The sequence below is a fragment of the Chryseobacterium gallinarum genome (assembly GCF_001021975.1).
GTDB classification, from domain to species: Bacteria; Bacteroidota; Bacteroidia; order Flavobacteriales; family Weeksellaceae; genus Chryseobacterium; species Chryseobacterium gallinarum.
Map to the genome: position 1 here is coordinate 2,380,627 of NZ_CP009928.1, position 12,545 is coordinate 2,393,171.

11 protein-coding genes are annotated in these 12,545 nt (G+C 37.2%); 4 read left to right on the top strand and 7 right to left on the bottom strand.

Features of this window, described 5'->3' with window-relative positions:
* Positions 1-2: 2 nt before the first annotated feature.
* The 3 genes from OK18_RS10670 to OK18_RS10680 all read right to left on the bottom strand — a co-directional run bounded on the left by OK18_RS10670 (position 3) and on the right by OK18_RS10680 (position 5,852).
* The gene (locus OK18_RS10670) at positions 3-1,928 is read right to left on the bottom strand and encodes a type VI secretion system Vgr family protein (RefSeq protein WP_053327985.1); all 1,926 of its coding nucleotides are present in this window, start codon (positions 1,926-1,928) and stop codon (positions 3-5) included.
* Positions 1,929-2,149: 221 nt separating this feature from the next.
* Positions 2,150-2,554 (bottom strand): type VI secretion system tube protein TssD, encoded by a 405-nt coding sequence (gene tssD / locus OK18_RS10675; RefSeq protein ID WP_174441953.1) that lies wholly within the window; start codon positions 2,552-2,554, stop codon positions 2,150-2,152.
* A 157-nt stretch (positions 2,555-2,711) separates the two neighbouring features.
* Complete coding sequence (locus tag OK18_RS10680) at positions 2,712-5,852, bottom strand: UvrD-helicase domain-containing protein (protein WP_053327986.1); 3,141 nt, start codon at positions 5,850-5,852, stop codon at positions 2,712-2,714.
* 183 nt (positions 5,853-6,035) lie between these two features.
* Here OK18_RS10680 and OK18_RS10685 point away from each other — a divergent pair, with 183 nt between their 5' ends.
* The 4 genes from OK18_RS10685 to OK18_RS10700 are packed head-to-tail and all read left to right on the top strand — an operon-like array spanning position 6,036 to position 9,235.
* The gene (locus OK18_RS10685; protein WP_053327987.1) at positions 6,036-6,782 is read left to right on the top strand and encodes a carboxypeptidase-like regulatory domain-containing protein; all 747 of its coding nucleotides are present in this window, start codon (positions 6,036-6,038) and stop codon (positions 6,780-6,782) included.
* A 5-nt stretch (positions 6,783-6,787) separates the two neighbouring features.
* Positions 6,788-7,594, top strand: a complete 807-nt coding sequence (locus tag OK18_RS10690; protein ID WP_053327988.1) for a hypothetical protein — start codon at positions 6,788-6,790, stop codon at positions 7,592-7,594.
* A 36-nt stretch (positions 7,595-7,630) separates the two neighbouring features.
* Positions 7,631-8,443, top strand: coding sequence for a carboxypeptidase regulatory-like domain-containing protein (locus OK18_RS10695; protein WP_228377591.1), 813 nt, complete (start codon positions 7,631-7,633; stop codon positions 8,441-8,443).
* Between the two features lie 57 nt (positions 8,444-8,500).
* The gene (locus OK18_RS10700; protein WP_053327989.1) at positions 8,501-9,235 is read left to right on the top strand and encodes an SIMPL domain-containing protein; all 735 of its coding nucleotides are present in this window, start codon (positions 8,501-8,503) and stop codon (positions 9,233-9,235) included.
* Positions 9,236-9,366: 131 nt separating this feature from the next.
* Here the strand turns inward: OK18_RS10700 and OK18_RS10705 are convergent, their stop codons facing one another.
* Genes OK18_RS10705 through bshA form a run of 4 tightly spaced genes read right to left on the bottom strand, consistent with a single transcriptional unit; the run spans position 9,367 to position 12,543 of the window.
* Positions 9,367-9,879 (bottom strand): GNAT family N-acetyltransferase, encoded by a 513-nt coding sequence (locus OK18_RS10705; RefSeq protein WP_053327990.1) that lies wholly within the window; start codon positions 9,877-9,879, stop codon positions 9,367-9,369.
* A gap of 2 nt (positions 9,880-9,881) precedes the next feature.
* Positions 9,882-10,103 (bottom strand): PspC family transcriptional regulator, encoded by a 222-nt coding sequence (locus tag OK18_RS10710; RefSeq protein WP_034712816.1) that lies wholly within the window; start codon positions 10,101-10,103, stop codon positions 9,882-9,884.
* Position 10,104: 1 nt separating this feature from the next.
* On the bottom strand, positions 10,105-11,367 hold the full coding sequence (locus tag OK18_RS10715; protein ID WP_053327991.1) for a DUF2851 family protein: 1,263 nt from the start codon (positions 11,365-11,367) through the stop codon (positions 10,105-10,107).
* Positions 11,368-11,394: 27 nt separating this feature from the next.
* A complete protein-coding gene (bshA, locus tag OK18_RS10720; protein WP_050020684.1) occupies positions 11,395-12,543 on the bottom strand; it encodes an N-acetyl-alpha-D-glucosaminyl L-malate synthase BshA in 1,149 nt (382 codons plus the stop codon).
* Between the last annotated feature and the right edge of the window lie 2 nt (positions 12,544-12,545).

The following is a 12,545-nucleotide window of genomic DNA, read 5'->3' on the forward strand; positions in this document are numbered from 1 at the left end:
TTTTAATGAGAATTCCCTTGTTCTCCGCTTTGAGATTTTACGGTTTTTTCACTTTGTAAAACCATATTCTCTTTGGTGCTTACTACTGTCACTTTTTCGGCATATGAATCACTTTTCTTAGCCTGGATGTTTCTTTCATTTTCAGAAATTTCCGTCCGCATATCTGAGGATTCATGGATATTTCCGGTGGCACTTTGCATAAGGTCTTTCCCTGCGGTGTCTATCATATTAACCCCGGCATTGGAAACGATATTCACATTGGCGGTCGAGTACATACTGTTTCCGGCGATGGAGGTGATATCGCGGCCTGCTGTCATTTTAATATTATTACCTGCCGTAAACGTCATGTCTTTCGGAGCATTGACGGTAATATTTCCTTTTCCATCCATGAAGTAGGTATTTCCACTCGGATCTTCAATATAAATACTGCCTTCAGCATCATTGAAGATTACTTTGTTCCCGCTTCGGGTCTGGATAGACTTGATATGGTTATTAACACCACCACCTAAAGCTACCGCTCCATGGAACATTCCTCCCATGGCAAAAGGAAAATCAGGGTGATGATATTCAAAACCTACCATGACCTGGTCACCTACTTCCGGAATAGCAACAAACCCCCTGTTCTGGGTAATGGCATCAGTACCTCCTGCATCAGGGCTCATCATCCTTATAAAATGAGTGGTATCATGCAGCTGCCAGTCAAATTGTACCTGTATACGTCCCTGGTTTAAAGGATCGGTATTGGAAATTACTGTTGCGATCTGAGGCTCAGCCTGAGGAGTTACAAATTCAGGGGTAGGAATATATCCCGTTCCTTCTGCAATGGCTTCAAATGATCCGGTATAATATCCGCGGGTATTCACTTCATGGGAGACTTCCGTAATCATAAGCTTGGTGAAATAAGACGTCTGGTTACTGTTGGGCTTTCTCATTTCAATGTCTGCAATACAGCCGGGATGAAGAAAAGGAACTGTTGTATTTCCTGAAACCGTAAAAACTTCTACGGCAGCACTTCCTGCAGCACTTTTCTGGGCATCATCTACATTTAAAGACATGTTGGCATTCACAGGAGATGGGTTTAAAGCTCTGGTTTTATAAATACCGTCATTCAGCTCATATGCTTTTGAAGCAAGCTGGCCGAGATGTTTAATATTGGCGGTAGAGCTTAATAACTTTTCATTTTTACTGCTGTTGTACCCAAAAAACTCAGGTTTGGTATGAACAGCCTTGAGCTCAATACAAATATCACTTACATTACTCCCATAGGTAAGCCGGATAGGCTGTTCTCCCGGCGGAAGCTTTCCAAAATGAAGAACTTCACCATCATAATAAAATTGCTCTCCATAGGTTTCAGCCAATCTGGCAAGATAATTATAATGAGTTTCTTTGTATTGGGCGCTATAGTTGATATAACTTGCATTTTTAGTATCTACTTTATAATCGTATTTACCTGAACCCAGGGTTTCTTTAATGACCCTGTCTGCAATAATGGAAGTATTAACTGCCTGGCTGCCTCCGAAACTTTGGGTATGCGGTGCTGAATCCATCAGAATTGTTGGGCTTTTCCCTTTCAATACAATATTCCCCAGACTGGCCTTTTCCTGGCTGAAGGCTACCTGTGTGATAAAGCCCACAAACGTCCTTTCAGGGCTTTCATTTTCGGCATCCTTATATTTGAAAACAACAGTTAAGCGTTTTCCTAAAAACTGTTGTGCCTCTTCCAGATTATGATCCTGTGTGTCCCCAAGACTGTCATGGGCCAGGGTAAGTTCGAAATTATGGTGTGTCCGTATGCTTTGCTGTAAACGGAAATGTTTGAAGTGCTTGATGATTTTACCTTCAATAACAATATCCAGCTTTACCACACGCTGGATACCTGCAATATGATTTTCAGCAATTTTATCTGCATTGGTCGTCTTATTTTTCATCGCATTTTTTTTGTGGTTAAGTCACTAAAATTAGAAATGTTTTGGATTATTTGTCTATATAAACTGTTAAATTTTAAAAATTGTAGTAGAAGTACGACTTTCTGTATCTGGAAATATGGTACATGTCATAGAACGAACTTTTTATTTACAGGATAATAAAGAGACAAAAAGACCATCCTTAAAAATAAGGATGATCATGTTTATTTTTTTGATAGACAAGATTAAGGAGTAGGCCACAGACCGTTATACTCGGAGCCTCCGTAACGGATAATTTCTGCACTCACAATGAATGTGATCAGCATACTATTACTATCAACAGCATCGAAATCTACTTCATGCTGAATAACATATCCGTTTTCCCAGCTTAAAGTAATCAGTGTTCCTTCTTCATGGGATTTGTTAAAGGTAACCTCTCCTGTGGTAGGTTTGTATTTCCCGTTTAATAAGCTTTCCAAAATATCAGCTTTTTCAGTAGCTTCCACGGTTATTTTAATCAATGCATTAGATGGATCCGATGCTACACGTCCGGATACATCGGTAGATCTTGATACACTGTAATGAAGGTTTAACAGTTTTTGACCTTCACCTCCGTTGAATTTTAAAATTCCTCTTGAGTTTCCTGCCATGATTGTAAATTTTATGGTTAATTAATATAATATGCTTTAGTAATTGTATTACAAATGTATATTTCTTTACTTAACTGTAAAAATTTTTAAAGGTAACTTTCAATTTTTGTCGTAGTTTTACGATTTGATGTCGTAATTCTACGACAATCCTACAGGATTAAAGGTAAATAATCTGGGTTTTAAGGACCTTTCTTCCCAAACTTTCCAGGATGTTTTTATATCCTTCGATCTGGGCTTCGTCCCTGGTTTTCTGCTCCCCTGTTTTAAAATCAACAATGATATATCCGTCTTCACTTTTTAAAATACGGTCGGGTCTGGAAATATGACTCTCTCCATTCATTGAGATCATAATATCCCGCTCATTGATCACTTCCCATTTTTCATCGAAAAACTCAGCGTAGGTCCGTACAATTTCCTGTAAAGTTCCCTGAATCTCATCTTTTTCTTCCAGGGTGATCTGACCTTCCAGAACATAGCCTTCCAAAACCCTGGCAATATCTTTTTCTGTATTGATTTTGGATAAAAGCTCATGGACGAAAAGCCCGATTCTTACTTTTTCGTTCCGGACCTGGTAATTTTTAGATGGCGTGGCAATCTTTATTGAAGTACTCTTTTCGTTGATATTTTTGAGATTGTGGATATTTTGTGTTTGAAAAGGTGAATTTTTATCTTTTGAATGTTTTTTCAGTATTTCCGGACGTACTTCATACAAGTCAAACTCATCTGCATCATTTGTATTCCTGGTTTTTAAAAAATCAAGCAGTTCAAGATTATTAGAAGTTTTGTTAGGTTTTTGGAGGTAGAAAAATAACTGTTCCACAGGCCTTGTGGTGGCAACATACTGAAGACATAGCCTGTCGATCAGGTTTTTATAGGCGTTTTTCTTGTTGAATGCCTGTATTTCTTCATCATAAGCCTCAAGATTTTTACTGAACTGGTTAATATTCACAGATTTTAATGCCTCATTTTCATGAGTATCAAACCAGTTGGTAAACTCATTGTCCCGGTTTTTGTTCATCATGGGAATAAAAACGATTGGGAACTCCAGTCCTTTAGACTTATGAATAGTCATAATCTGGATAGCATCAATATTTTCCGATGCCTGGATCGTATAGGACGACGCTTCCTCATCCCAGTATTTCAGGAATTCTTTTGTGCTTGCGCCTGCATTTTGGGTAAAATTAAAAAGCATTTCCAGGAAGTTTAAAAGAAAATCGGTTTCCTTATTCTCTACAGAAAATTCATTGATATAATATTCTACAAAATTATAAAGATTGAATCTCGGGAAATTATCCTGCTTAAGCTGAAGCGAATATTTTTGTTCAATAAACTGAAGAGTTTCCTCATGCCCCTGAATATCTAAGATTTCCTTCATTTCCAGTGTAAAATCCGCCATATGAATTTTACCCAGTGCATTCAGATAATACATCATCATGATCAGACACGGCTTGTTCTTAGGGTTAATTTCCCATCTCAGAAATTCAATAACTGCTTTTAAGGTATTGGAAAGTTCCAGGGTAAGTCCTTTATCAGAAATGGTTCTGATATTGGTTTCCTCTCCGCGGTAGGTCACTTTTAAGTTTCCCAGCTTTTGGGAATAACTGAAAATATCAAAATTTCCGCGGCAAAGAATCGTAATGTCAGAGAACTTAAAGCCATTATCCAGGCATTCCTGAATATCTTTTCTCATTCTTTCCGATGTATCATCATAGAATTCTTCGTTGGTGAGATTTTCGATGAGGTTTATTTTTACTCTCCCTTCAATCCCTGATTTCGGATTTTGTTCAGCATCAGTTCCAAAAATATTCCGGTGCTCTTCTTCCAGTCCTTCAGAATGAAAACGGTAAAGTTCGTTATTGAATTGAACAATATTCCTGGCACTTCTCCAGTTGTCTTTCAACACAAGCAGATCAGCTTCTTTGGGAGAAAATTCTTTTTTATTGATAATATCCAGCATCAGCTTGCTTTCGCCTCCCCGGAATCTGTAAATACTTTGCTTAGGATCACCCACTAAAGTAAAGGAAGTATATTCTGTAGAGACACTGTGATCCCTTAAGGGAACAAAATTCTGCCACTGCAATTCCGAAGTATCCTGGAACTCATCGAAGAAGTAATGCAGGAATTGCGCTCCTACTTTTTCGTAGATAAATGCAGAAGGCTCATTTTTAAGGTTTTCATTAATCAGGATATTAAACTTTGAAAGAAGAACCAGGTCATTCTCTATCTCAATTTTTTTGAGTTCGTCCTGAATGTCTTTGTTTACCTTCAGTGGAAGTAGGGCAGATAAAACTTTTTCTTTTTTTTGCGTTTCAATATGCCAGAGAATCAGCTGCATCCTGTTCTCCAGAAGCTGGTCCAGAATTTCCAGAATTTCAGACTCTTTATGTTTTGATTTTGAAGACGCGCCTTTTTTGTAATTATTAACTACGGATTCTTCCTGGGTAGTAGGGAAGGGGAAAGCGGGCCTCTTTTGCTGGTAAAAATCAATAACTTTGATGAAGAAGCCTCCGATCCCGTTTTTTCCCTGGGCAAAATCTTCAATCTCAATATTTCTGGATTTGAATAGATCTACAGATTTTACAGCAAGTTCTGCAGACTGTTTCTTATGGAGAATAATCTCTTTACGGAGAGTATTTTTTATATTTTCATAATGGGTATCATTAAAACTATTGTTGTTTTTCAGATGTTCATAATGAATATCTTTTACAAATTCCTTTGCAGAATCATAAAGGTTTTTGTTGAGGTTAATCCTTTCATTGTTTTCAAGGCTATAATCTACATAGTCCATGAAAGAATTGGAAATGGTTTCGTTCTCACCAATCTGGTCCAGCATTTTATCCACAGCCTCTATCAGAAACGGTTCAGCTTCTATTTCAAGATTAAAATTTTTGGCTAGGCCCAATTCATAGGAAAAGCTTCTTACCAATCTTGAATTAAAACGGTCAATGGTTCCGATGTTCAAGGTGGAATAATTATGGAGAATATAATCCAGCAGCTTTTTAGAACGAATGTGAAGCTCGTCAATGGTGATTCTCAAACCCTGATCTTCAAACGCTTTCTGAATATTTTTAAGATCTGCATTTTCTGCAAAATTATTAGCAGAGAAATTCCCCAGCCAGGACAAAATTCTTTCCTTCATCTCATTGGCTGCTTTATTGGTAAAAGTCAGGGCGAGAATATTCCTGATCGACTGTTGCTGATTAGGATACCGGAGACAGATCATCAGAAGTCTCTGAACCAGGGCATAAGTTTTTCCTGATCCTGCGGATGCGTTGATGACTGTATAAGAATTTTGCATTGTTAAAACTGGAATTGAGACTGCAAGTTAGCTAAAATTTAAAAGAAAATTTAACAATTATATCCGGCTATTTAACAGTTTTCAATGCAAAAATCAAAAAGAAATACTAAAAGGCGTTAACTGTGGTTAAACTTCTGGTGAACATTAAAAATAATTTTAGCTTTGTTTTATAAAAAATAACCTGTGAAACTTAAACTATTCTTTTTTTTATTCCTTATTTTTTGTATATCAGCCCAAGCCCAAAGTTATATTTTTGGTAAGGTAACTTCCGAAGACGGAGCCGAAATGCAGGATGTTACCGTGATCAATATCAGAACCGACGAAATGACAATGTCCAACAGGGATGGCCATTTTATGATTTCCGGCAGGGCAGGAGATGAACTCCGTTTTGTAAAAGCAGGTTATGACCGTTTGATGAAAAAAGTTACCCCGGAAAACGTACAATCTCCAATGAATATAACCCTTGTAAGAGGAACTATTCAGATTCCTGAAGTTGCAGTAAAACAAGGAATTACTGGTAATTTAAAAATAGATTCCAGAAATTTCGGGCCCTCCAGAAAAGTGGAAAAGCTTACTAAAGAAATCGACCGGTATATTGCACAAAAAACAGATCCCCGGGTACTGGCAGCAAGACCAGGAGAATTTGTACAGCCGAAAGGACAAGGATTTTCTATTGGAAAAGTGAAAGATAAATGGGATGATGTAGACCTGATGAAATATTTGCGGGCAAGCCTGGGTGATGAATATTTTACCGATCTTAAAATAGAAAAGCCACAGATTGATCACTTTATTTATTACGTTTTTGCCGGCGGATTTGAAAGAAAAAAAATATTGAAATATGGATTTTGCAGCGATGCGGATCTGAATAGATTTCAGCGTTTTGTACTGACAAGGATCTCTTCTTACAGAGCTCCTCAGACTCAAAGATAAGCGGAATGAAAACGTATAGTAAACAAAGCTTATGTACTGCTGTATTCCTAATATCCACCGCAGTATTTTCACAGCAAAAAATAACGGGAATCATTACCGATAACAGCAATATCAATATCAATCCTGTCTTGGTCCTAAATGTTTCCAAACAGCAAAGCGTATTTAGTGATGCTTCGGGAAAGTTTATTATAGATGCGGAAGAGAAAGATGAAATACGATTTGTAAAAGAAGGTTATTATCGCTCAGACAAGAAGATTTCGAATGAAGACTTCAATACGCCCTTACTTATTATTCTTAAAAAAAACGAAATAGAAATCCCGGAAGTGAAAATTGCCTATAAACCCACGGGAAACCTGGAAAGGGATAGCAAACACCTTGATGGATCAAGGAGGATTTCCGGCCTTAAATCAGACCTGGAGATATATATGAAAAGCCCGTTGAATGCACCATTGCCCGATCGATCGATCTCGAAAACTTTTAGGGGGCTTGATTTCAATGCGGGGCAGGTAGATGTTATGGGTGTATTAAGCGCAGCGGCGGGATTATTTAAAAAAGCTACAAAACCTAAAATTACAAAACCTACTTATAATGAAACACGGATCTTTATGACAAGGATAAGAAAAGAAATTAATTTTGATTTTCTAAGGAAGTACGGAATGGGAGAGGATGAGATTGATGCATTTCTGATGTATGCTGACGATACAAAGCAGCTGGCCAGAAAATACAGAAAAGATTTTAATAAATCCGTTGTAGAAGCTGAAATTAAAGAAGCCTTCGCTGAATATCGTAAAACCAATAAGATTGGAATGTAATTGGGTATATTAAAACTTTAATTAAGAAAGCCGGACGTGATTAAAAATATCAGAAATGCATATGAAGGGAAAATGTTTTTTTTCCTGGTTTTTATTTGCAATTGTTTATTTTCCCAGCAAATAGTTACGGGGAGAACTATTGATGATAATGGAGAAAGTTTAAGTGCCGTAACAATTATCAATATGGCTACAGATAAAAAGGTATATTCCAACTCACAGGGTGAGTTTTCTATTGAAGCTTCCGCCAATGATGAATTGAGATTTGTAAAAGAAGATTTCAGAAGGGTCTCCCGCAGAGTCCTTACAGATGGAATTAATTCTCCATTATTGATTACTCTTTTCCAGATTCCCAAAGAAATCGGGGAAGTGAAAATTGTAAAAAAGCTAACCGGGGATTTGAATGAAGATTCCAGAATAGTTGCAAAAACAGATAAGGGAGAATTGGTAAGAAATGCAGTTGGGCTGCCACAACCTGTGGGAAAGATGAGAGAAAAGCCGGCAGAAGTAAAACAGGTCTTATTACCTATCCTTTTGGGAAACCTGAATGTACAGGGAGTATACGACCTTATCAGTGGAAAAGCCCGGCGGCAGAAGAGATTATACAGATATGATGATTTGCAGGAACATATCGCCTGGATCCGAAACAGGGTAGAAGACGAATATTTTACAAAAGCAGGAATTCCGGCCGACCGGATTTCGGAATTTATTGAATTTTCATTTGGAGCTAAGCCTCAGGTAAGAACTTATGTAAAGGGCAGGAATGTATCGGGCGTTTTGCTCAGGCTGGAAGAAACTATCCCGCTTTACCTTGATAGAATGGCCAAGGGAAGTAATGTTAAAAAATCTTAAAATTTTGGAATAGTAATTGATGCTTTACAATTGAAATCAATCAAATCCACAAATTCTATGAATAAAAATATTATTGCAGTAGCAATAGCGGCTTTAGGCTTTATCATAGGTCTCGGTTTTTTGGGCAATGCTATCAAAAACAGGAATAAATCAGAAAATACAATTTCCGTTACAGGTTTAGGAACAAAACAGTTTACCTCGGATCTGATTACCTGGTCCGGAAGCTTTTCTAAAAATAATATTGACCTGAAATCAGCCTATGATGAGCTCGCATTAGATCGGAAAGTTATTAATGACTATCTGCTCTCCAAAAAGATAAAGCAAAATGAAATTGTATTTTCATCCGTAGATATTCAAAAGCAGTTCAGAAGCTATAATGATGCTAACGGCAATTACGTGCAGGGTGAATTTTCAGGATACAACCTTACCCAGAAAGTTTCTATTGAAAGTAAAGATGTTGCTTTAATCGAAAACCTTTCCCGGAATATTACCGAAATTATCAATCGGGGAATAGAATTTACTTCATCATCCCCTTCTTACTTTTATACTAAGCTGGCTACTGTAAAGCAGGAGATGATTGCCAGTGCTACGAAAGATGCAAAAGAGCGCGCAGAGAAAATTGCGCAAAACTCGGGAAGCAGCCTTGGAAACCTCAAAAAGGCAACAATGGGCGTGATCCAGATTACAGCACCCAATTCAAATGAAGACTATTCTTACGGAGGAACCTTCAATACTTCATCGAAAGAAAAAGAAGCCAGTATTACGATAAAACTGGAATATGAAGTAAACTAAGAAGTTAAAAAAAAGTCATTGTATATCAATAGAAACGGCTTTAGCCCGTTTATTAAAAAAGAATCCTTCTGGCTTTAGCCAAAACTTAAAAAAATATAAAATGCCGGAGGAATTCCGGTGTTTATATTTTTTTAAGGATAAACAATATTATAAATCTCATTTTTAATCTCTTCTACATTTTCAGGAGAATAATTGGCAAGGAGCCATAAAGGTAAAGATTTCTTTCCCTCTCCATAGCTTGGCTGTACATAAGTGCTGTCAATCAGGCTAAAGCTGTTTCTCTGATAGAAAGAATAGCGTCTCTCAGCATTTTCGTTAAGATTTGCAGGCTCAATTTCCAGGATAATGTTTGGATAGCTTTCCAATAAATGTCCCATAATATGTGAACCTAATTTTTTGCTCCTGAAAGCCTCAAACACTTCAAAATGTTCTACAAAAACAAAAGAACTGAGCTCCCATAAAATGAGATAACCTACCGGTTGAGACTCATGAAGGACAGACATTACTTTTGCCCGGGCATTTGAAAATAAGGTCAAAAACAGTTCTTTGCTTCTTTGCTCGTCAATAGGGAATGTGTTGATATAAGACGCATAGATTTCCTGGACTCTATGGTCCGCTGCAGAAGTAATAGGTGAAAATTCCATAATTATAAATCAAAAACGCTTGGCCTTCTGGTAATAAAAATATCTTTAATCCAAAGTGTGAATGCCAGACCCAAGTAAATTAAAAAGAAAAAGCCTGCTGTGGCAAAAGTGGAATAGATGAAGAAGACTCTCAGTTTAGAAACGGGAATCCCTAGTTTAGCCCCCATTCTTGTCAGTACACCAAACCATTCTCTCTCCATTTTATGACGGATGTTATCAAACATTTCAATTTTCGTTTAAAAGTTTAAATCCAATACTGCAAGTTAAGCAATTTTTTTCTTCACAGGCATTTTTATGATGATAAATCAGGCTCTGACTTTCTAAAGCGTTATTTACATGTATTCCCAGATTTTTCCAGCCTGTGACGACTGAATTTTTTTCTGCAGAAATTTGCTCATAAAATTCCATGATCTCGTCAGTAATTTCTTCACGATGATATCTGTGGTAAGCATATTTTAAAGGAAGAACTGTGTTTAAAATCAGAAGATCAATAAAATCCCGGCTTAATATTTTAGGCTGAGCTTTTGACAGGGTCCCGAAATTAAAATGATAATCCCAATACTCCGAAGCTTTTACAGACTTAAAAATGCTATACCATTCATCGGTATGATGTGCATGGATTATTTTTGAAAATAAATTTTGGTGCCGGCTATAAAGGTCAGCCAGTTGAGATAGACGAATTGTTGGAAAATTAGGCGGTCTTAACCTTAAAAATTTAGGATAAAACTGAAGGTCTGCAATATTGAATTTTGCCTTAATAAATTCAAATTCCCTCTTCCATATTTTCATTTGCCCGTCCTGAGGAATATTCAGCCATCCGGCAATACCGAAAAATAACGCTTCCAGTTGTAAAGGGTTCAGCCGGATTTTATTGATGATACTGTAATCGACACTTTCTGCGATCTGTCTGAAAATAAAGGCATTTACTTTTAAGCCGAAAGAGTAGGCAAAACTGTGAAATAAAACGGCTTCAAAATTATTTTTATGCACAATGAGCTGCTCTTCAAGCTCCAACGATTTTTCATCCAGCTTTTTCAGAATATTCTCTTCATGGAAATTGACAGGGATTTTTGTATTATCAAAAATATTTTCGCAGGCAATGAACTGATTTTGCGGTAAAAGCTTTTCATACTTCCACAGTATGCTTTCATCAATATAATTTTTCAGTTCAAGAGCAGGAACATTCCTGCCGGTAAGTTCGTTGATTTCCAAATCATGTTCGAAAACAACATGCAGAATAATATTCTGGTAATTTGGATCCCGGGAATGGTTATGGAAAATCCAGTCGGAAGACCGCACGTGCAGCTCTATATTTCCGGCAAGGATAAGGCCATTGAATTTGATTTTGGCATCCAGAAAATCCGGTCCTGCATTTTTATTCCATTTTCCGAAATGGATGATCTCAACGGAATTGCCTTCAATATCCTTGAAGTCAAAATGTTTGAAAACCTTATAGTTCCAAAGATATTGAAGCAATTTTTCCGTCATAAGTGTGACGGTAAATATAAAGAAATATTATACTTTCGTCAGCTCTTTCTTAAAATTTTCTATCGTTGTCCTATACATTTTTTCATAGATAGGAAGAATGTTTTTCAAATCGAATTTTACCGCCTGATCTTTCGCGTTTTGCTTCATTTTGGTTAAAAGCTCTTCATTGCTCAACAATTTAATGGTGTAGTTACTCATAGCTTCCACATTTCCGATTTCTGCTAAAAATCCTGTTTCCCCCTGTATATTTACTTCCGGAATCCCGCCTGCATTGGAGCTGATGACCGGAGTATAAGCCGCCATAGCTTCAAGGGCTGCCAAACCGAAACTTTCCTGCTCTGAAGGAAGCAGAAATACATCCGAAAGCTGAAGAATCTTATAAAGATCATTTACTTTTCCTAAAAGACGGATTTTGGAAATAAGATCCGGATTTTCTTCCAGGAACTGATTCACCTTTTCCATATCAGGACCCTCTCCGATGATAATCAGTTTTGATTTTACTTTCTTCTCTACGTTTTTAAAAATCTGCAGAACTTCGTCCACTCGTTTTACAGGACGGAGATTAGACACATGGATCAATATTTTCTCATCAGGATTCGCAAACTGGGTTCTCTGGCATTCAGAGCAGTCATCAAATTCAGAATTGTCAATAAAATTGGTAATCACCTGGATTTCCTTTTTGATATTGAAAAACTGAAGAGTATCTTTTTTCAGACTTTCAGAAACTGAGGTGATAGCATCCGATTTGTTGATGGAAAACTCTACTGCATGCTTATAACTCGGATGTTGCCCCACAAGGGTAATATCTGTTCCATGAAGGGTGGTTACAAGCGGTATGTCATTATGATCCTCCTGAAGCATCTGCTTAGCTGTAAATGCTGCATATGCATAAGGGATAGCATAATGGGCATGAAGCAGATCCAGTTTATAAAGGTTGACAACCCGGTATATCATTGAGCTCAACGCAATATCATAAGGTTGATACTGGAAAAGCGGATAAGTCTGAACATTCACCCGGTGAAAGAAAATATTAGGATTCGTAATGTCTAATCTTGCAGGAAGTGCAGAGCTTATAAAGTGTACTTCATATCCTTTATTGGCAAGGGACATTCCCAGCTCTGTTGCTACAATTCCGCTTCCTCCGTAGGTAGGATAGCAAAGTATGCCTATTTTCATTA

Bases quoted from the DNA above. Each gene is read 5' to 3' on its own strand.
- bshA (WP_050020684.1), bottom strand. From the start codon at position 12,543: ATGAAAATAGGCATACTTTGCTATCCTACCTACGGAGGAAGCGGAATT.
- OK18_RS10690 (WP_053327988.1), top strand. From the start codon at position 6,788: ATGAAAACGTATAGTAAACAAAGCTTATGTACTGCTGTATTCCTAATA.
- tssD (WP_174441953.1), bottom strand. From the start codon at position 2,554: ATGGCAGGAAACTCAAGAGGAATTTTAAAATTCAACGGAGGTGAAGGT.
- OK18_RS10670 (WP_053327985.1), bottom strand. From the start codon at position 1,928: ATGAAAAATAAGACGACCAATGCAGATAAAATTGCTGAAAATCATATT.
- OK18_RS10705 (WP_053327990.1), bottom strand. From the start codon at position 9,879: ATGGAATTTTCACCTATTACTTCTGCAGCGGACCATAGAGTCCAGGAA.
- OK18_RS10700 (WP_053327989.1), top strand. From the start codon at position 8,501: ATGAATAAAAATATTATTGCAGTAGCAATAGCGGCTTTAGGCTTTATC.
- OK18_RS10710 (WP_034712816.1), bottom strand. From the start codon at position 10,103: ATGTTTGATAACATCCGTCATAAAATGGAGAGAGAATGGTTTGGTGTA.
- OK18_RS10680 (WP_053327986.1), bottom strand. From the start codon at position 5,852: ATGCAAAATTCTTATACAGTCATCAACGCATCCGCAGGATCAGGAAAA.
- OK18_RS10715 (WP_053327991.1), bottom strand. From the start codon at position 11,367: ATGACGGAAAAATTGCTTCAATATCTTTGGAACTATAAGGTTTTCAAA.